The sequence below is a fragment of the Nocardia ninae NBRC 108245 genome (genome assembly GCF_007990755.1).
GTDB lineage: Bacteria > Actinomycetota > Actinomycetes > Mycobacteriales > Mycobacteriaceae > Nocardia > Nocardia ninae.
This window is the reverse complement of the sequence record NZ_BJXA01000073.1, coordinates 1-17,928: the sequence shown is the minus strand read 5'-3', so window position 1 is coordinate 17,928 and position 17,928 is coordinate 1. Positions and strand designations below refer to the sequence as shown.

General features: G+C 67.7%; 19 protein-coding genes. 7 read left to right on the top strand and 12 right to left on the bottom strand.

From position 1 onward, the window contains the following. Window positions 1–18: 18 nt before the first annotated feature. The 3 genes from NN4_RS35255 to NN4_RS35245 form a co-directional block, all read right to left on the bottom strand. Complete coding sequence (locus NN4_RS35255; RefSeq protein ID WP_246181254.1) at window positions 19–783, bottom strand: alpha/beta fold hydrolase; 765 nt, start codon at window positions 781–783, stop codon at window positions 19–21. A 72-nt stretch (window positions 784–855) separates the two neighbouring features. Beyond that, window positions 856–1,365, bottom strand: coding sequence for a hypothetical protein (locus NN4_RS35250; protein ID WP_147140326.1), 510 nt, complete (start codon window positions 1,363–1,365; stop codon window positions 856–858). Further along, entirely contained in the window at window positions 1,362–1,730 is a 369-nt protein-coding gene (locus NN4_RS35245; protein ID WP_147140324.1) for a hypothetical protein, read from the bottom strand. The genes NN4_RS35250 and NN4_RS35245 overlap by 4 nt, the downstream gene beginning before the upstream one ends. Before the next feature lie 21 nt (window positions 1,731–1,751). On the opposite strand from NN4_RS35245, the gene NN4_RS35240 reads away from it, so the two are divergent. After that, on the top strand, window positions 1,752–2,354 hold the full coding sequence (locus NN4_RS35240; RefSeq protein WP_147140322.1) for a TetR/AcrR family transcriptional regulator: 603 nt from the start codon (window positions 1,752–1,754) through the stop codon (window positions 2,352–2,354). A 170-nt stretch (window positions 2,355–2,524) separates the two neighbouring features. On the opposite strand, the gene NN4_RS46700 is transcribed toward NN4_RS35240, so the two are convergent. After that, the gene (locus tag NN4_RS46700; protein WP_281289444.1) at window positions 2,525–2,653 is read right to left on the bottom strand and encodes a hypothetical protein; all 129 of its coding nucleotides are present in this window, start codon (window positions 2,651–2,653) and stop codon (window positions 2,525–2,527) included. A gap of 284 nt (window positions 2,654–2,937) precedes the next feature. Continuing rightward, a complete protein-coding gene (locus NN4_RS35235) occupies window positions 2,938–3,594 on the bottom strand; it encodes an HAD family hydrolase (protein WP_147140320.1) in 657 nt (218 codons plus the stop codon). A 200-nt stretch (window positions 3,595–3,794) separates the two neighbouring features. Here NN4_RS35235 and NN4_RS35230 point away from each other — a divergent pair, with 200 nt between their 5' ends. Beyond that, window positions 3,795–4,469 carry a PaaI family thioesterase gene (locus tag NN4_RS35230; RefSeq protein WP_147140318.1) on the top strand — a complete coding sequence of 225 codons (675 nt, stop codon included), beginning with the start codon at window positions 3,795–3,797 and terminating at the stop codon, window positions 4,467–4,469. A 179-nt stretch (window positions 4,470–4,648) separates the two neighbouring features. Here NN4_RS35230 and NN4_RS35225 read toward each other — a convergent pair whose 3' ends face one another. The 3 genes from NN4_RS35225 to NN4_RS35215 are packed head-to-tail and all read right to left on the bottom strand — an operon-like array spanning window position 4,649 to window position 7,792. Further along, entirely contained in the window at window positions 4,649–5,818 is a 1,170-nt protein-coding gene (locus NN4_RS35225) for a sulfotransferase family protein (protein ID WP_147140316.1), read from the bottom strand. A gap of 34 nt (window positions 5,819–5,852) precedes the next feature. Continuing rightward, complete coding sequence (locus NN4_RS35220; protein WP_147140314.1) at window positions 5,853–6,629, bottom strand: SDR family oxidoreductase; 777 nt, start codon at window positions 6,627–6,629, stop codon at window positions 5,853–5,855. Further along, on the bottom strand, window positions 6,629–7,792 hold the full coding sequence (locus NN4_RS35215; RefSeq protein ID WP_147140312.1) for a hypothetical protein: 1,164 nt from the start codon (window positions 7,790–7,792) through the stop codon (window positions 6,629–6,631). The genes NN4_RS35220 and NN4_RS35215 overlap by 1 nt, the downstream gene beginning before the upstream one ends. 94 nt (window positions 7,793–7,886) lie before the next feature. Here NN4_RS35215 and NN4_RS35210 point away from each other — a divergent pair, with 94 nt between their 5' ends. From NN4_RS35210 to cysC, 3 genes are read left to right on the top strand one after another with little or no spacing between them, the layout of a single operon-like run. Beyond that, complete coding sequence (locus NN4_RS35210) at window positions 7,887–8,819, top strand: helix-turn-helix domain-containing protein (RefSeq protein ID WP_147140310.1); 933 nt, start codon at window positions 7,887–7,889, stop codon at window positions 8,817–8,819. Then, complete coding sequence (gene cysD, locus NN4_RS35205; protein WP_135236976.1) at window positions 8,816–9,748, top strand: sulfate adenylyltransferase subunit CysD; 933 nt, start codon at window positions 8,816–8,818, stop codon at window positions 9,746–9,748. The genes NN4_RS35210 and cysD overlap by 4 nt, the downstream gene beginning before the upstream one ends. Further along, on the top strand, window positions 9,748–11,583 hold the full coding sequence (cysC, locus tag NN4_RS35200; RefSeq protein ID WP_147140308.1) for an adenylyl-sulfate kinase: 1,836 nt from the start codon (window positions 9,748–9,750) through the stop codon (window positions 11,581–11,583). Before cysD ends, cysC begins: the two co-directional genes overlap by 1 nt. A 56-nt stretch (window positions 11,584–11,639) precedes the next feature. On the opposite strand, the gene NN4_RS46805 is transcribed toward cysC, so the two are convergent. Both NN4_RS46805 and NN4_RS46800 read right to left on the bottom strand, forming a co-directional pair. Further along, entirely contained in the window at window positions 11,640–12,383 is a 744-nt protein-coding gene (locus tag NN4_RS46805) for an alpha/beta fold hydrolase (protein WP_308633345.1), read from the bottom strand. Next, window positions 12,302–12,796, bottom strand: coding sequence for an epoxide hydrolase N-terminal domain-containing protein (locus NN4_RS46800; protein WP_308633344.1), 495 nt, complete (start codon window positions 12,794–12,796; stop codon window positions 12,302–12,304). Before NN4_RS46800 ends, NN4_RS46805 begins: the two co-directional genes overlap by 82 nt. A gap of 147 nt (window positions 12,797–12,943) precedes the next feature. Here NN4_RS46800 and NN4_RS35190 point away from each other — a divergent pair, with 147 nt between their 5' ends. Then, a complete protein-coding gene (locus tag NN4_RS35190; RefSeq protein WP_147140306.1) occupies window positions 12,944–15,868 on the top strand; it encodes a helix-turn-helix transcriptional regulator in 2,925 nt (974 codons plus the stop codon). A gap of 7 nt (window positions 15,869–15,875) precedes the next feature. On the opposite strand, the gene NN4_RS35185 is transcribed toward NN4_RS35190, so the two are convergent. Both NN4_RS35185 and NN4_RS35180 read right to left on the bottom strand, forming a co-directional pair. Beyond that, window positions 15,876–16,772 (bottom strand): extracellular catalytic domain type 1 short-chain-length polyhydroxyalkanoate depolymerase, encoded by an 897-nt coding sequence (locus NN4_RS35185; RefSeq protein WP_147140305.1) that lies wholly within the window; start codon window positions 16,770–16,772, stop codon window positions 15,876–15,878. A gap of 45 nt (window positions 16,773–16,817) precedes the next feature. Then, window positions 16,818–17,414, bottom strand: coding sequence for a TetR/AcrR family transcriptional regulator (locus tag NN4_RS35180; protein ID WP_246181253.1), 597 nt, complete (start codon window positions 17,412–17,414; stop codon window positions 16,818–16,820). A gap of 81 nt (window positions 17,415–17,495) precedes the next feature. Here NN4_RS35180 and NN4_RS47205 point away from each other — a divergent pair, with 81 nt between their 5' ends. Further along, window positions 17,496–17,858 (top strand): Rv3169 family protein, encoded by a 363-nt coding sequence (locus NN4_RS47205; RefSeq protein WP_503826347.1) that lies wholly within the window; start codon window positions 17,496–17,498, stop codon window positions 17,856–17,858. The last annotated feature ends 70 nt before the right edge of the window (window positions 17,859–17,928 follow it).

The window sequence follows — 17,928 nt, the reverse complement described above, 5'->3', positions numbered from 1 at the left end:
GTTCGGGACACTCCCCACTCAGGCGCGGCGGATCGGCTGCCAGGTGCGGGTCGCGTCGGTGTTGAGGAAGGTGCCCACGACGCGGTAGACCTCGGCGGGCTTCTCCACCACCAGCAGATGCGAGGTGCCCGGGATGATGGCGAGCTCGGAATCGGGGATGGCCCGGTAGAGGGCGATCGTGTGTTCCAAGCTCATCGCGTCGTCGTCGGCGGCGATGACGAGGGTGCGACTGGTGATGCGCGCGAGTTCCTCGACCGTCAGGGTGGGCTCGGCGCGCGCCATCGACAGCAGTTTCTCGGCGACCACCCGGAAATGCTCCTCGCCGTCGGGTGACACCTCGCCGTACCGAGCGGCCAAGCGCCGCATCGGTTCTTCGTGCGCAAAACCGTCGAGTACGCCGGGCAGTAGTCCGTCGTGGCGGAAGTTGCCGCTGATGGAGACGAGCTTGCGGACCAGATCCGGTCTACGAAGCGCGACCAGCAGGGCGACGACCGCGCCGTCGCTGTAGCCGACCAGATGCGCGGCGCCGCCGACGACCTTGTCGAGGAACGCGATGGTGTCCTCGGCCATCAGGTCATAGGAGATCGGTCCCGCGACGTCGGGGGTGCGGCCGTGGCCGCGGCGATCCATGCGGTAGACGCGGAAGTGCTCGGCCAGGCCGGCGACGGCCGGTTCGAATGAGCGAGAATCCACGAAACCGCCGTGCAGCAACAGCACCGGCTCGCCGTCGCCTGTGTCGTCGTACCAGGTGCGCACGGCGCCGAGCTGAACATCTTTTGCCATGGCCAAGATCATCCTCGAACGTCGGCAGACCGCATGAACCGGACCCGACTCACTGCGTAGCGCGACACAGCCTTACTGCAGTTCGACTCGTGGCTCGGCGCGATCCTCGGCTTCGGCCAGCTCTTTCAACGTCAGCAGTTGCTTGCGCATCATGATGACGTCGCCGAAGGCCAACAGGCGTCCGATAATTCGGGGACCGCCCATGCGCACCCGGACCACCAGGCGAGTGCCGTCGCCCCCGGGACGGACCGCGTAGGTGACGGCGATCTTCCCGGTGACCAGGGTGATGTGCTGGCTCAGCGCGAAGGCGACCAGGTCGAACTGACCCATGAAGCGTTGTCCCACTTCGAGTTCCGCGAGCTGTGGATCGCGATGCCGTGGGCTGGAGCGGCCCCAGCGGTCGAGCAGGTCGTAACTGTATGGCGCGACCCGTAATTGACACAGCCAGGCATAGACCAGGCCGTGGGGTGCGTCGATGCTGATGGCTCGATCCGCTTGCACCCCGGTGGGTTGCAGGGCGTCGCACGGGAGTGCGTGTTCGCGCTCGGCGTCGGTGGCGCCCCAGACCAACCCGGGGATCATGCGGCGGCCGCGATCTGGCGCAGCAGCCGGCGGACCACGATCTTGTGCCCGCCGCTGCCGATGACGAGCGCGCGGTAGATCTTGCCGTGCAGCCCAGGGAAATTGCCCCACGACTTCGCGCCGATACGGGTCCGGCTCGCCCCCTCTTCCTCCAACTCGAAGACCAGGGCGTACTCCGAAAACCAGTGCCGCCCTTTCATTGCCAGCCGGGCGGGGACCTCCGCAGCTTCCAGTACGAAACCGCTCGGTACGGTGGACGGATCCGCCGGGTCCTTGCAGACGACTTTCAGCAGTGCCTTCCAGGCCCGGTCGCGATTCGCGTCGACGGATCTGGCATGCTCATCAATATAGGACAAACGCTCCATATAGAAGGAACGTACTAGTACATGGCACCTCCCCGCAAGCACGACACCGACGTGATCCTCGACGCAGCACGCGCCCTGGTGCTCGCCGAGGGACCCCGCGCCGCCAGTGTCGCGGCGATCGCCGAGGCCAGTGGCGCGCCGGTCGGCACGCTGTACCACCGCTTCGGCAACCGCAACGGTGTGCTTACCGCCGCTTGGCTGCGCGCCCTCGAACGTTTCCAGAGCGGCGTACTCACCGCCGCCGAGCACCCCGACGCGATCGAAGCGGGCGTCGACATGGTCCGCGCCGCTCTCACCTTCGGACGCGAATTACCCGATGACGCAAGACTTCTCCTGAACCTGCGCCCCAGCGATCTCCTGGACGGCGGCCCCGACGACGACTTCCGCGCCCGCCTGACCACCATGAACGCCCCCCTCTTCGACCACCTCCGCCGCATCGCCACCGCCCGCTTCGGCCGCGCAGGCGACCGCGAAATCGACGCGATCAGCCGAGCCGTAGTCGATCTCCCCTACGCCGCCCTACGCCGCCACGCCCACTCCCCAACCCTCCCCGCCTGGCTCGACACCGACCTCCCCACCGCCGCCCGCACCCTCCTCGCCTCATACCACCCAGACGAGCCCTGACCCGAGCCCTGACGGATCCCCAGCCACCACGTCCCCCTCAGCACGGCGACCACCTGCGAACGGGACACTACGGCGGCATCACTCGCAGATCAGCGCCACCGTGTCCCCTCGCCACCACGTCCCCCTCGGCACGGCGCCGACCTGCAGACGCGACATGACGGCAGGGCCACTCACGATTCGACGCCACGGTGTCCCGCGCGGCACGGTCCCCACCAGCGGACGGGATATGACGGCGGCATCACCCGCAATTCGACGCCACCAGGTCCCGCCTGCACGGTGACGTACTGCGAGCGGGACATGATCGCGATTGGGCGTCACTATGTCCCGCGCGGCACGACGATTACTTGCAGACGGGACATGACGGTGGCATCACCTGCGAGTCGGCGCCGCCGTGTCCCTCTCGGCGCGGTGACCATCTACGGACGGGACCTGATGGCGGACTCCCCTGAGAACCGCCGCCTCCATGGCCGCACGGCATCATGGTCACCTGCGAACGGGACCCGGCGACGGGATCACTCGCGAATCTGCGCAGTCGCCGAATTCCGACGGGTACCTCGATTCGACGCAGTCGCGTCCCCTGCGGTCAGGCTGGTTCGGTGACCAGGGTGGGGGTCAGTTCGTCCAGGTCGGTGATGACGTGGGTGGCGAGGGCCAGGGCGTCGGGGGCCGGTGGGTATTCGGGGCGCGGGGCGGCGATGACGCGCATGCCCGCGGCGTGGGCGGAGCGCATGCCGTTGCTCGAATCCTCTACTGCGGCACAGTCGGTGGGGCGTTGGCGGAGGAAGGCGGCAACGGCGACGTAGACGTCGGGGGCGGGTTTGCCGCGGTCGACCTCTTCGGTGGAGAAGGTGACGGTGAAGAATTCGATCAGGCCGGTGCGGCCGAGGACGACGTCGATCAGCGTTCGCGGGGAGGAGCTGGCCACGCCGAGCGGCCACTTCTCGCTCATGCGTTGCACAGCGTCGATCGCGCCGGGTAGCAGCGGGACCTTGCGGTCGTATTGCGCGGCCATCCGCTCGATCACCTCTTGTGCCACCGTCTCCGGCGGTGCGTCGACGCCCAGATCGGTGCTGAGGTATTCCGACCATTCGCGGGTGCTCATGCCCATCAGCCGTTGCTGGGTGTCGGGCAGCCACTGCCCGCCCCGCTCCGCGACATAGTCCCGGCGCACCCGCTCCCACACCGGCTCGGAGTCGATCAGTACGCCGTCCATATCGAAGACAACTGCCGTAATACCCATCTACTCAAAGCCTTTCGCCAGCGGACTCGTCCTTGCGCCGAGCGGCCGAACTGCGCCGCCCACCTGCTGTTCCCCTTCGCGTCACTCGATCGGTGATCGCGGACCAGCCTAGGCCACTTCGACGGTTTCGGGCCCGATCGGCCGATCCACCGGCCGCCCGTGACGAGAGCATTCGGTGGGCAACCGATAACGTGTTCCGCATGAACGAACAGCAGGCCGGTGACTCGCTACCGAACGCGGAGCACCATGAGGGCGCGTTCCGGCCGATGACCGAGCTGATGAACGCGCACGACGACGGCACCATCGACATCACCAGGGGCGGGCCGCACTACGGGGAGTTCGTCGAGCAGGTGCGCGGCCTGATGGATCGCGCGCGGCTCGCCTGCCCGTCGGACGAGCAGGCTCTGGAAACGATCGGCATTCTCAAGCAGCTGAACGACAAGTTGGACGCCGCGATCGTCGACGAATGGTCCACGCCGACCTGGACCCGGCACGATCTGCCCGCCCGCGGCAACATCACGCTGCCGCCGTTCGTCGTCGATCACGCCGACCGCGAGGGCGTCGACGCGCGCATCACCTTCCGCACCTTCCACCTCGGTGGCAACAATGCCGCACATGGCGGCCAGATCGCGATCGGTTTCGACGACCTGCTCGGCTTGGCCGCCGCGGTGCACGCCGGTGCGGTGACCAGGACCGCCTCGCTCACCGTCGACTACCGCTCCGTCACTCCGCTGAACACAGAACTGAAGGTCCGCGCTTGGGCCGAGCGCCAAGAGGGCCGCAAGGTCTACGTGCGCGCCACCCTGCACGACGGGGACCGCCTCTGCGCCGAAGCGCACGGCTTGTTCATCGTCCTCAAGCCCGGCCAGCCGTAACGCCGAGCGGATGCGGCGTGCGCCCTCGGAATTGCGCGCGCTGCATCCATGCACGAGATGCCCCGATGCCCAAGCTATTCCAAATTCGGGCCCGTGGGACGACAGCTGCCGCCTACGGGCCCGAAAACTGCGCACCATGCAAGCATGCACGAAACGCCTTGCCTGACTTGCCCTCCGGATCAACGCCCCGGGAAGTGCGCCTCCCGATACGCCGCGAACCGTTCGTCGACTTCCTCGGCGGTGAGGCCGAAGTCGGCGAGGGTGTAGCGGTGCGCAGGACGGGCCGCCCCGGAGGTGCTTTCGGCGTGCAGCGCCGCCATCGCCGCGGTCGCCTCCTCGGTCAGTGGCAGGTCGAAATGCCGGTAGATCGAGGCGACGGTGCCGATCGGGTCGGCAACGAAGTCGTCGTAGTCGACGTCGCAGAACTGGGCGGCATTGTGCCGCTTGCGGTCTGCCAGGAAGCGATCGGCGCCGCGTGCCCACAAATCCAACTGGCCGGCGCCGACCACCGAGCCGCGGAACTTGTCGGACCAGCCCGCCGACGCCTGCTCGTTGAGACTGCACACCGAGGCGATGATGGTTCGCGGATCGCGATGCATCTGGATGACGAGCGCATCCGGATACACCGCGAAAATGGCATCGAGTGCGAATAAATGGCTGGGATTCTTCAGCACCCAGCGCCGTCCGGCGTCCGGCAGGCCGATCAACTGCAGGTTGCGCCGATGCCTGCGGTAGGCCGGAGTCCAGTCCTGCTCGCGCAGCCACTCGGAGTAGGTGGGCAGGTAGCCCAGGCACTCGTAGGACACGGACATGGCGGACTGCCGCAGCAGCTGCCAGCACTCCTCCACCTGGTCGGCGGAGATGTGGTGCACGCCCATGAACTCCGGATGCTCCACGTGCTGCTGCTCGAACGCAGCCTCGATCCGCTGGTACACCGGATTGCTCGCCCACGTCTCGCGCGGCGGGCGCGGCTGCGGCATCTCGGTGAGCCACATCTCCAAACCCTGGTGCGCCGGGTCCGCGTTGAGCAGCCGGTGCACCGCCGTCGTGCCGGAGCGCGGTAGCCCGGTCACGAAGATCGGCCGCTCGATCGCCACCTCGGCGTGCTCCGGAAAGCGTTGCCACGCGGCCTCGCTGAGCAGCCGGGCGATCAGCGCCCCGCGCAGGAAGGCCCGATTCACCTTGTTGCCGAACGGCGTCAGCTCCGCATCCTTGGCATAGGACTCGAGCAGTACTTCGAGCCCGGCGCGGTAGTCGTCGGCCCCGAAATCGTCCAGCCCGACGACCTTGGTCGCCGACGCATGCAGATCATCGATGGTCCCGACATCGTCCCTACCGATCAACGTCATCTCCTCAATAGTGGTGCGAGCCAGCCGCACCCGGTCAGTGGTGGTATTCGCCGCCGTTGACATCCAGACAGGCCCCGGTGATCGCGCGCGCCATCGGCGAGGCGAAGAACACCACGGCGTCGGCGATCTCGTCGGGCTCGGGCAGCTTGCGCAGGTCGATGGTCTTCGCCGTCTCGGCGTAGACCGCCTCGGCGGTGATGCCGCGCTGCTCGGCGAGGTAGTTGAAGTACCACTTCAGGTTGTCGGCCCAGATGTAGCCGGGGGCAATGGTGTTCACCCGGATGCCGCGCGGCCCGAGCTCGGTGGCCAGGCTCTGCGCCAGCGCGAGCAGGCTGGCCTTGGCCATCTTGTACGGCCCGAAGGTGCGCCGGGAATGCCGCAGCACCGCCGAGTTGATCATCACCACGGAGCCGTTGGTTTCGGTGAGCGCCGGGATGAACAACCGCGTCAACCGCAGCGCCGCAAGCACATTGGTCTCGAAGCCGGCGCGCACCTGATCCAGGTCCACGTCGGCGAGGTCCACGATCGGCGGAATCGCGAAGGCGTTGTTCACCAGCGTGTCCACCCGGCCGAACGCACTGTGTGCGGCTTCCACCAGATTCGCCGCGGCGGCTTCGTCGTTGATGTCGGTCGGCACCACTACCGCGCGCCTGCCGAGCTCGGCGATTTCCTTGGCCACCTCGGTGAGCCGCGATTCGGTCCGGGACGCGAGCACCACATCGGCGCCCGCCTTCGCGCTCTGCACCGCGATGGCGCGACCGAGCCCGGGGCCAACCCCGGAGACCACAACAACCTTGTCCTGCAACAACATCAGCCGAGCATCCTCTCCGCGACGGCCGCCTGCCGTACCGCGATTCGTGCGCGCCATTGGTCCGGCGTGACGCGCGCCTGGTCGTAGAACGGCAGGCGCTGCGCCAGTTCGTCGACCGTCACCACCTCGACGGTCGGCCCGTCCTCGGGTTTCATGTCGCGCGCCAGCCGCTGCCAGCGGAATTGGAGATAGCCGCGGTCGTGGCCGGTGCGTTCGATCCAGTTCGCCAGCCCGGGGTTTCGCTCGCTGACCACCAGCCGGATCATGCCGTCGGGGTCCACGTGCGCCTGGTCGGCGGTGAGGCTGGTCTGGTGGTTGATGTAGTCCAGCGACAGGTACCACATGCTGCCGAGCTGGAACCCCTGATACGGCGCATCGGATTTCGGCACCGTGATGATCATCGCCTGATCGTCGGTCAGCTCGTAGTGGCCGGCCGAGGAGAACTGCGTGGTGAGACCGCCCGGCGTGGACCGCGGTTCGGTCATCGTGTTCACCGGCAGGTTCAGGTAGAACCACTCCGGGAAAGCCAGGAAGGTCTTGATCCGGGAGATCAGCATCTTGCCCGCGACGCCGTAACGCTTGGTCAGCTGGTCTTTCGTCAGCGGCGGCGGTGCGTCACCGATGCCGTCGACCCGCGCGATCCGGATCGTGCCCGGCTTCTCGGCCGCCCAGTCGCTGTAGACCTCCCGGACCACCAGCATGGCCGAGTCGGCGGCGAGGTGCACATAGCCGGGCCGCGCTTCGCCGGGACCGAGGCGGAGTTCATAGGAACCGTCCGGCCCGACCTCCAGTGCCCGGTCGTCGAAGGCCGTGAGGCTGTCCGGCACGTCCACCGGCGAGTAGTTCCCGTTCAGCACCTGGAAGCTCAAATCCCTGGTGGTGCCGCGCTTTCCGGTAACCATGTATTCCGCGTCCGGGCGCAGATACGAGTGGTAGTAGAGCGTGTCCGGGTTGTCCAGGCCCATCTTCGTGTACGGCCCGGTGGACTGGACGAAGAACGGGAAGTCCCGCTCGTAGGCCCACGCCATCTGTAAGGCGGCACGAATGCTGCCCGCCAGATAGTCGTAGCCCTCGACGAGGTCCTGCTCGGTGCGGATGTGCGCGGCTCCGGTGATGATCTGCTCGGCGGCGGCGATGGCATCCGCGAACGGCTGTGTCAGCAAAGGGTCTCCAGTGGATCGGGCAGGTGTTCCAAATATGTACCGGTCTGGTACATTCCGTGTGAGACAAGATTAGAACGTGTTCTAGGAGTGGTCAATGGTCGGCCGTAGATCCGCACCCACGGTGCGGGTGGTGCAGGTACTGGATTTCCTCGTCGAGCAGCGCGGCAAGCGCTTCGGCCTGTCCGAGCTGGCGCGGGCGCTGGACCTGGCGAAACCGACCTGTCTCGGCATCCTCACCGAGCTCACCGCGGGCGGCTATCTGGTGCGCGACGCCGACACCCTGACCTACGGCCTCGGCCCCGCGCTCATCGCCGCGGGCCGGGTCGCCCAGGACAGCTTCGCCATCTCCGCGCTCGCCCGCGCCGAGCTGGAGCGACTCACCGCGCGATACCGCACCACCTGCACCGCATCCGCCGTGGTCGGCGAGCAGATCATGGTCCTGGAGAGCACCGGGCCGGGGATGGTCAAGGTGGGCGCGGCCTACCACTTCGCGCCGCCGGTCGGCCTGATGTACGTGCTGTGGGACACCGACGCGGCGTTCGACGCTTGGCTGACCAAGCCCTCGACGGTGCCGTTGCAGCAGGACGAGGCGCGGCTGCGGCAGGTGGTCGCCGAATGCCGCGAGCGCGGCTATCTGGTGGAGAGTCTCACCGCGGCGGGCCGCAGGCTGTACTCAATGCTGGCCGGTTTCGCCGCCCACGATCTCCCCGATGAGCTGCGCGAACTGGTCGGCGAGCTGGTCACCAGCCTCGGCGAGCGGGTGTACCTCGGCACGGATCTGCGGCCACGCAAGGAGCACCCGGTCAGCCTGCTCGCCGCACCGACCTACGGCGGCGACGGCAGGCAGAACATGGTGTTGACCATGTATGTCGGCGCGTCCATCACCGGTGCCGAAATCGACCGGCGCGGAACGGCACTGGTCGCGGCGGCGGACGCGGTGACCGCCGCGTCGGGCGGGCGCAAACCCGCCCGCAGCCCCGGCGAGCTGTTGCCAACGACCGAAACGTGTTCTAGTTTTGCGGTGTGAGCCAGTACGCGAAGTCGACGGCGAGCACCTACGAGCTACCCCATCTGGACGTGCTCGAGGCCGAGTCGGCACATATATTCCGTGAAGTAGCGGCAACTTTCGAACGTCCGGTGTTGCTGTTCTCCGGCGGCAAGGACTCGGTGGTGATGCTGCACCTGGCGGCCAAGGCCTTCTGGCCCGCGCCGCTGCCGTTCCCGGTACTGCACATTGATACCGGACACAACTTCGACGAGGTGATCGCCTTCCGCGACGAGACGGTCGCGCGATTCGGGCTGCGGCTGGTGGTCGGCAGCGTGCAGGACGACATCGACGCGGGCCGGGCGGTCGAGGAGACCGGGCCGCGCGCCTCCCGCAACCGATTGCAGACCACCACGCTGCTCCGGTCGATCCAGGAGGGCGGCTTCGACGCGGTCTTCGGTGGCGCGCGCCGCGACGAGGAGAAGGCCCGCGCCAAGGAGCGGGTATTCAGCTTCCGCGACGAGTACGGCCAGTGGGATCCGCGCAGCCAGCGACCGGAACTGTGGAACCTCTACAACGGCAAACACCGTGCGGGCGAACATATTCGGGTGTTCCCGCTGTCCAACTGGACCGAGCTCGACATCTGGACTTACATCGCCGCCGAGGGCATCGACCTGCCGCCGCTCTACTACGCGCATCGCCGCCCGGTGGTGCAGCGCGACGGAATGCTGTTGGCGCACACCCGCTTCCTGCAACTCCTCGACGGCGAGCAGCCGCACGAGACCACGGTGCGATTCCGCACGGTCGGCGACGCCACTTGCACCGGCTGCGTGGAGTCGACCGCGGCCACCCCCGCCGAGGTGGTCACCGAGGTGGCCGCGGCCCGGGTCACCGAGCGTGGCGCCACCCGCGCCGACGATCGAATCTCCGAGGCGGGCATGGAAGATCGCAAACGAGAGGGCTACTTCTGATGACCGCAACACTGCTGCGTCTCGCCACCGCGGGCAGCGTCGACGACGGCAAATCGACCCTCATCGGCAGGCTGCTCTTCGACTCCAAGACGATCTTCACCGACCAGCTCGCCGCCGTGGAGCGGACCAGCCGCGACCGCGGCGACGACTACCCGAACCTGGCCCTGCTCACCGACGGACTGCGCGCCGAACGCGAACAGGGCATCACCATCGACGTGGCCCACCGCTACTTCGCCACGCCCCGGCGCAAATTCATCATCGCCGACACCCCCGGCCACATCCAGTACACCAGGAACATGGTGACCGGCGCGTCCACCGCCGACCTCGCGCTGATCCTGGTCGACGCCCGCAAGAGCGTGGTGGAGCAGACCCGCAGGCATGCGTTCCTGGCCAGCCTGCTCGGCATTCCGCACCTGGTGCTGTGCGTCAACAAGATGGACCTGGTCGACTGGTCGCAGGCCCGGTTCGAGGAGATCCGCACCGAATTCGCCCAGTTCGCCTCGAAACTCGACATCTTCGATCTGACCTTCGTGCCGATGTCGGCGCTGGACGGCGAGAACATCGTGCACCGCGGCGCGAGCATGCCGTGGTACGAGGGCACTCCCCTGCTGCATCACCTCGAAGAGGTGCACATCGCCTCCGACCGCAATCTCATCGACGCGCGGTTCCCGGTGCAGTACGTAACCCGCAGTCACGCACAGGATTTCCGTGGATACGCGGGCACGGTGGCGGGTGGCGTGTTCAAGCCCGGTGACGAGGTCGCGGTGCTGCCGTCTGGTTTCACCACCACCGTCGCGGCCATCTGGGGTCCGGGCGGCAAGCCCGTCACGGAAGCCTTTCCGCCGCAGGCGGTGACCATGCAGCTCGCCGACCACCTCGACGTGTCCCGCGGCGACATGATCTGCCGGCCGAACAACCGACCCACCGCCGGACGCGATCTCGACGCGATGGTCTGCTGGTTCGCCGACGAGTCGCAGCTGACCCCCGGCGCGACCTACACCATCCGGCACACCACGCGCACCGCCACCGTCGAGGTTCGCACGCTGGACTACCGGCTCGACGTCAACACGCTGCACCGGGACGAGCAGGCGGAGTCGTTGTCGCTCAACGAGATAGGCCGCGTCCAGCTACGGACTCGGCAGCCGCTGCTGTTCGATCCGTACCGGCGCAATCGGTTCACCGGCAGCTTCATCCTGGTCGACGACACCACCAACAACACCGTTGGCGCGGGCATGATCACCGGCCCGAGCCTGCCGTCGTCGCGGGTGGTCTGGCATTCCACCGCGGTCGGACGGGACGAGCGCGCGACCCGTGGCCTCACCGTGTGGTTGACCGGCCTGTCCGGTTCGGGAAAGTCCACCGTCGCAGTGGAACTCGAACGCCGACTGGTCGCGGCGGGTCGCCCGGCGTTCCTGCTCGACGGGGACAACCTGCGGCACGGACTGAATGCCGACCTCGGTTTCAGCGCGGCCGACCGGGTCGAGAACGTCCGCCGGGTCGGTGAGGTGGCTCGGCTCTTCGCCGAAGCCGGTGTGGTCGCAGTGGTTTCGCTGATCAGCCCGTACCGTGCCGACCGGGACCGCGTCCGTGCGACACACCTGGCGGCGGGCATCCCGTTCGTGGAGGTCTTCGTCGACACGCCCCTGGAGATCTGCGAGGCCCGGGATCCGAAGGGCATGTACGCCAAGGCCCGTGCGGGCGAGATCCGCGGCTTCACCGGCATCGACGACCCGTACGAGTCGCCCACCGAGGCCGAACTCGTGCTGCGTCCCGGCGACGGCGATCCGGCGGCGATGGCGGCCACTATTCTCGCCCGGCTGTCGGGTCTCGACTGAACCGACGAGGAAGGGGCAGGCTGCGGATTGCCGCCTGCCCCTTCCTCTTTCGTGCTTCAGCTCAGCGAGCGGAAGAACTCCCGGATATCGCCGGTGAGCAGGTCGGACACCTCGAGGGCCGGGAAATGGCCGCCGGAGTAGAACTCCGACCAGTGCGTGATGTTGTGCGCCTTCTCGGCGAAGCGGCGGATCGCGTAATCGCCGTCCTTGAATACCGCCACGCCCGTCGGCACGGTGCCCTTCGTCGCGGGGGCGAACATGCTCGTGTCGTGGAACCGCTCGTAGTAGAAATTGGCTACGCTGCGTGCGGTCTCGGTGAACCAGTAGATGCTGACGTTGGCCAGGATGCGGTCCTTGTCGATCGCCTGCTCGGGCAGTTCGTGCGACTGGTCGACCCACTCCTTGTACTTCTCCACGATCCAGCCGAGCTGCCCGGCCGGCGAATCCGCCACCAATTGCGCAATGGTGTTCGGGCGGGAACCCTTCAGATTCATGTAGGCCGCGCCGTCGTCCTGGAACTGCTTCATCCGGCCCAGCCGCTGCCGTTCGGCCTCGGTCAGCGCGGCCATATCGCCCGGATCACCGCTCGGGAAGGTGACCAGCGCGTTGACGTGCACGCCGAGCACATGGTCGGCGTCCACCCGGCCGAGCCGCGGTGCGATGAACGCGCCGTGGTCACCGCCCTGCACGCCGTACCGGTCGTAGCCGAGCCGCGCCATCAGTTCGGCCAGTGCGGCGGCGACGCGGTCGTCGTGCCAGCCCGCCTCGGTGACCGAGCCGGAGAACCCGTATCCCGGCAGCGACGGGATGACCAGATCGAAGCGGGTGCGTCGGGCGCGCCGTGCGCCTTCGGGTCGGTGAGCGGGCCGATCACGTCCAGGAAGTCGACCACCGAGCTGGGCCAGCCGTGCAGCAGGAGCAGCGGGGTGGCGTCGGCCTCGGCCGAGCGGACGTGCAGGAAATGCACGTTCTGCCCGTCGATCGTGGTGGTGAACTGCGGGTGCTTGTTCAGTTCCGCTTCGATGGCGCGCCAGTCGAACTCCGTCGCCCAGTAGCCGGCCAAGTCCTTCAGGTAGGCGGTCGGCACGCCGCGCTCCCAGCCGGTGCCGGGCAGGTCGTCGGTCCAGCGGGTGCGGGCCAGCCGGTCGTGCAGGTCGTCCAGGGCGGCCTGCGGGATCTCGATGCGGAAGGGGCGGAGCTCGGTGCTTGTCATGCCGTTAATACTTCGGGTAACGAGGGGGCTTGCGAATCACAAGAATTCGTTATTTCGGTGGGGACAAAGGTCTTTACGCGGGGGTGCTAATTTACCCGTCCGGCGCCGGGGCTGGCACAAACCGTGCGGTCCGTGCATGATCGCGGGGTGGTGAGCCTTCCCGTCTGCGGTGCCTTTGTCGGGCGGGCCGCGGAAGTATCCGCATTGCTGGCGGCGTATCGGGATCCGGCGGTGCATACCGTGCTGATCGCTGGTGAAGGCGGGCTCGGCAAGTCCCGGTTGGTTGCCGAGTTCAGCTCGCGGCTCAGCGCGGACACGGTGGTGTTGACCGGGCGGTGTCCCGAATTCGGCAATGGTGTGCCGTATGCGCCGTTCGTGTCGGTGCTGCGCGCGCTGGTGCGGCAGCTCGGGGTGGATCGGCTGGCCGCGCTGCTTCCGGTGACCCGGCCGGCGTTGGCGGGGTGGCTGCCCGAGCTGGCGGCGCATGCCGGGCCGGCCGAGGGCGAAGCCGATCGGATTCGGTTGTTCGGCGAAATTCTTACCGTGCTCGAGCAGCTCGCGGTGGGCCGGCCGGTGGTCGTCGTGCTGGAAGACCTGCACTGGGCCGATGATTCGAGTCGGGAACTGCTGGGGTTCCTGGTGGCCAATTCGGCGCAGCGCGATCTGCTGCTGGTCGGTACCTATCGTCCTGCGGATTCGGCGGCGACGCGCAGGCTGGTCGCGGCGCTGCGGCGGGATCCTGGTGTGCGACTGGTGGTTCCGGAGCTGTTGACCCGACATGAGGTGGGCAGACAGCTGGCCGCGTTGTTCGGTCGCGAACCCGAACCCGGGACGATCGCACGAATCTACGCGCGCAGTAAGGGAAATCCGTTGTTCGTCGAGGCGCTCAGCACGTCGCCGGAGGACACGCCCGCCGATCTGTCGGAGTTGTTGCTCGGCTATCAGGCCGGGCTGCCGCCGGAGACGCAGACTTTGCTGCGGCTTGCCGCGGTCGCGGGGTCGCCGGTGCGGCACACGTTGCTCGAATCGGCCACCGAACTAGACCAGGACGCCTTGCATCGCGCGCTTCGTCAACTGATCGATCAGCAGATCCTCACCGCGGACGACACCGGGTACGAGTTCCGGCACATCCTGATTCGCGACGCCGTCTACGACCACCTGCTGCCCGCAGAGCGGAAACGACTGCACGCCAGGCTTTCCCACGCGCTCACCGGCGACAGCGAATCATCGAGTGCCGGTGCGCTGGCTTATCACGCACATGCCGCCGGGGAGTTGCCGCTGGCACTCGACGCGTCCTGGCGCGCGGCGGCGGAAAGCGCAGGCGCGCACGCTGAACGGCTGCACCACCTCGATCGAGTGCTCGAACTCTGGGACAGCGTCCCGGACGCGGCCGGGCGTATCGACGTCGACCGGCTCCAGGTGCTCGAGCAGGTCGTCGAGACCTGCTACCGCGGCGGCATCGTCGAACGCGGCATCGAGGCCGCTGACGAAGCGCTGCCGCTGGTGGATACCGACAACGCGCCGGAGCCTGCCGCCCGGTTGTTCTATTGCCGGGCCACCCTGAAGAACCAGAGCGGCAAGGGATCTGACGACGATCTGGTACGCGCCTCGGCGTTGCTGCCCGTGCATCCGCCGACCCTGCTGCGCGGTGAGGTGCTGGCCGAGCTCGCCATCGCCCAGGTCTTCAGCGGCAACACGACCGAGGCCGAACGCAACGCGCTGGCCGCCGCCGAGGTGGCCGAGCAGCTCGGCGCCATGTCCCTGGCCGCCCGCGCTTACGCCTACCTCGGGCTCGCCACCGCCCGATCCACCAGCGTCACTGCCCGATCCGACAGTGCCGTCGCCCAATTCGACGGCTTTGCCGCAGAACCCGGCAGCGCCACCGGCGGCATCGGCCAACCCGGTGGTGGCACCGCGCAACGCGATAACGCCCTTGCCCAACAGGACAGCGCCATCGCCTGTTTCGAGAAGGCGCACGCCGCAGCAGCGGCCGCGGCGGACCCGCAGACGCTGATCGCCGTGGTGCTGTGGGAATCGGCGGTGCTCGTCGCCGCAGGGGATTATGCGGCGGCGATCGCGGCGATACAGCAGGGCCTGCGGGCTGCCCACGAAACCTTCCGCTTCGCCGAGGCCAGTCCTATCCTGTTGGTCAAATGGGCGCAGGCGCTGACCGCGCTCGGCCGCTGGCCCGAAGCGCTCACCCTCATCGATGAATCCCTGACCGACCGACTGCCGCCGCTCAGTAAGGCGGCTCTGCTGCTCTCGCACGCCAGAATTGTGCTGGCACAGGGTGATTCGACCGCAGCCGAGACCAGCGCGAACACCGCCGCTGGCCTGCTGAGCGACGGACCGTGGGCCCGGCAGTACCAGATCCAACTGCGCACCGTCCAATGCGCGACCGCACTCGCGCTAGGTCAGGCGCAGCGTGCGGCCGACATCGCCGTCGAGACCCTGTCCGCCGACGATCTCATGGCACACCATCACGAAGTGTGGCCCCTGCTCGTCCTCGCGGCCCAGATCGATGCACTACCAATAGACCTCGACTCGCTCGCCGACTCCTTGCCGGTCACCACTGCCGTCGACGCCGCCCATCGCGCCGACCGCGCCGCCGCGTGGTCCGACGCCGTATCAGCCTGGCGGGCATTGAATCAGCCCTACGAACTGGCCCGCAGCCTCCTTGGTGCCGCCGAAGCCGAACTCGCGGAAGGCAACCGGCCCACGGCGCGAGCAGCCCTGCGTGAAGCCGCCACGATCGCCACCGATCTCGGCGCCACTCCCCTGCTTGCGCAGGTCCGTCAGACAGCCGACCGAGCCGGACTCACCCTGACCGACCAGTCGCCCGAACCGGCAACCGCAAGCCCGTCGACCTTCGGCCTCACCCCGCGCGAACTCGACGTACTACGCCTGGTCACCCAGGGATTGAGCAACCGTCAGATCGCCGCCGAACTCTTCATCAGCGGCAACACCGCGGGCGTGCACGTCTCCCGCATCCTCACCAAACTCGGCGTCGCCACCCGCACCGAAGCGGCCGCCGCCGCTCACACGCACCAGCTGGTGGCGAGCGAGGGCTGATCAGCGGTCATTTCGCGTGCGCCGCGAAGAACTCCCACAGTAGATCGGTCGCGTTCACCCCGGCGTCCGGCTCGGACAGCGTGCCCTGCGCCGCGCCTGCCCACCCGTGACCCATCTCGGGGATCCGGTAGACCTGGACCTCGCTGCCGTCGCCGCACCTGGCCGTCGTGCGGGTGATTCCCTTGGCCGAGGTAACGGCCGGTTCTGCGGGCGCGCACGCAAGCCGCTGCTGCCACTGCGTGATTCCGGTTTCGAACTGGCCGTTGTAGCGGTCCCGGCCACCGAGGAAGGTGACCACCGAAACCGGTACGGATGGCTTGTAGGACTCCTCCTCGGTCTTCGCGCCGATGAAGCCGCCACTGACCGGAGCGATGGCAGCAAAGGTGCCGGGTAGTTCTACCGCGAGCTTGAAAGACATGTCGCCACCATTGGACATACCGGTGGCGTAGACGCGCTTCGGATCGGCCTTCCACTCGGCGACCATCGCGGCGACAACCGTCCTGATGAATCCCACGTCGTCTTCCGTACCGCAGCAGATCAGGGCGTTGTACGCGCGGGAATACCCCTCCGGGTAGACGACGAGGAAGTTCTCCTTGTCCGCCTTGGCATTCAAGCCAGAGGTGGTGGCGATCTGCGCCGCATCACCCGGGTAGGAGTGCATGGCAACTACCAGCGGCAGGGCGGCACTCTCCTGATAACGCGGCGGCGTGTGCACCACGTAAGACCGCTGCTTACCGCCGAATTCGAGGCGGATGGTTCGGTCCTGATCGGTACTGCCCGTGGTGCTGACCGGTGGCGGCTGCGCCGTCGGGGTGTCCTCCGGCGCGGACGAGTCCGTGCACCCCGAGATGCCGAGCAGACAAACAACACTGGCGATGGCGGCGAAGCCACGAAGCCGACCCATCGAATCACTATGACACCGAAGACGGTTCCGCGCGGCGACTCGCCGTCAGGTTCCGGCACGTATTATCGCGTACAGGGCGTCGGCCGTTCGGAGACAGAAGGTTTCGGCGTCGTCGAGGCCGTGTGTCACCCCGCGGGTGAGGGTGCGCGCGACGAGGATCTCGAAAACCAGGTCGGTGGTGGCGGATTCGTCGGCGCCGTCGGGGATGGCGGGCGCGATCCGATCGGCGAGGGCTTTGCGGGCGGGGAGATCGGCGCGGTCGTGTAGCGCGCGGTAGCGGGCGGGGTCATGGTGGTAGGCCGACATCAGGCCGGGCACGGCGGCGCGCGTGGCGGGCTCGGCGACCCGCTCGAGAAATAGGCGGGCCCAGGCGATCAGGTCGGCGTGCAGGTCCTCGGTTACCGCTGGCAACCAGAGGGTTTCGGAGCCGAAGACCGCGTCCTCGATCAACGCATCCTTGCCGGGCCAGCGGCGGTAGATGGGCGCGGTGCCGACGCCGGCGCGACGGGCGACCGCGGCGATGGTGACGTCCTGGTAGCCGACCTCGGCGAGCAGCGCGCGGGTGGCGTCGAGCACCGCGTGGTCGATCTGGCTGTCGCGCGGGCGGCCCGCGGCGGAGCGGGTGGGGTCGGTGGACGTCACACGGCGCAGCGTACCGGGCGGGAATCGGCAAAACAAATACGTTGCGAGGTGCAACGTAATATATTGACCCGCACCAGTTCTATGAAGGGAAGTCCGGTGCTCGTACCCGACGACGAAATGCTGTGCCACCAGCTGGCAACCACGTTCGACCATGTGGCGCAAAGCGATCTGCGCTGGACCGAGCGGGTGGTGATGTACGGCTTCGACACCTCCGGCGAGGTGAGCGTGATGACCGGGCTGGCCCGCTACCCGAATCGCAATGTGATGGACGCCTACGCAATGGTCACCATCGGCGGCAAACAGGCGCGGGTGGTTCGCCTGTCCACCGAATTCAATACTCCCGTGCGTCGTTGGACTCATGGACGGTCGGCCCCTACACCTACGCGGTCACCGAACCGCTGCTCGGCACCCGAGCGACGTTGGGCGGCAACGAGCATGGGCTGAGCCTGCACCTCGACTTCCGCGGGACCTTCCCCGCCTACGAGCAGACACCGGCGTTCCATCGGTCCCGCGG

Coding starts and splice junctions, on each gene's coding strand:
- NN4_RS35255 (WP_246181254.1), bottom strand. CDS start 783: ATGGCAAAAGATGTTCAGCTCGGCGCCGTGCGCACCTGGTACGACGAC.
- NN4_RS35250 (WP_147140326.1), bottom strand. CDS start 1,365: ATGATCCCCGGGTTGGTCTGGGGCGCCACCGACGCCGAGCGCGAACAC.
- NN4_RS35245 (WP_147140324.1), bottom strand. CDS start 1,730: ATGGAGCGTTTGTCCTATATTGATGAGCATGCCAGATCCGTCGACGCG.
- NN4_RS35240 (WP_147140322.1), top strand. CDS start 1,752: ATGGCACCTCCCCGCAAGCACGACACCGACGTGATCCTCGACGCAGCA.
- NN4_RS46700 (WP_281289444.1), bottom strand. CDS start 2,653: ATGTCCCGCTCGCAGTACGTCACCGTGCAGGCGGGACCTGGTGGCGTC.
- NN4_RS35235 (WP_147140320.1), bottom strand. CDS start 3,594: ATGGGTATTACGGCAGTTGTCTTCGATATGGACGGCGTACTGATCGAC.
- NN4_RS35230 (WP_147140318.1), top strand. CDS start 3,795: ATGAACGAACAGCAGGCCGGTGACTCGCTACCGAACGCGGAGCACCAT.
- NN4_RS35225 (WP_147140316.1), bottom strand. CDS start 5,818: ATGACGTTGATCGGTAGGGACGATGTCGGGACCATCGATGATCTGCAT.
- NN4_RS35220 (WP_147140314.1), bottom strand. CDS start 6,629: ATGTTGTTGCAGGACAAGGTTGTTGTGGTCTCCGGGGTTGGCCCCGGG.
- NN4_RS35210 (WP_147140310.1), top strand. CDS start 7,887: ATGGTCGGCCGTAGATCCGCACCCACGGTGCGGGTGGTGCAGGTACTG.
- cysC (WP_147140308.1), top strand. CDS start 9,748: ATGACCGCAACACTGCTGCGTCTCGCCACCGCGGGCAGCGTCGACGAC.
- NN4_RS46800 (WP_308633344.1), bottom strand. CDS start 12,796: ATGACAAGCACCGAGCTCCGCCCCTTCCGCATCGAGATCCCGCAGGCC.
- NN4_RS35185 (WP_147140305.1), bottom strand. CDS start 16,772: ATGGGTCGGCTTCGTGGCTTCGCCGCCATCGCCAGTGTTGTTTGTCTG.
- NN4_RS47205 (WP_503826347.1), top strand. CDS start 17,496: ATGAAGGGAAGTCCGGTGCTCGTACCCGACGACGAAATGCTGTGCCAC.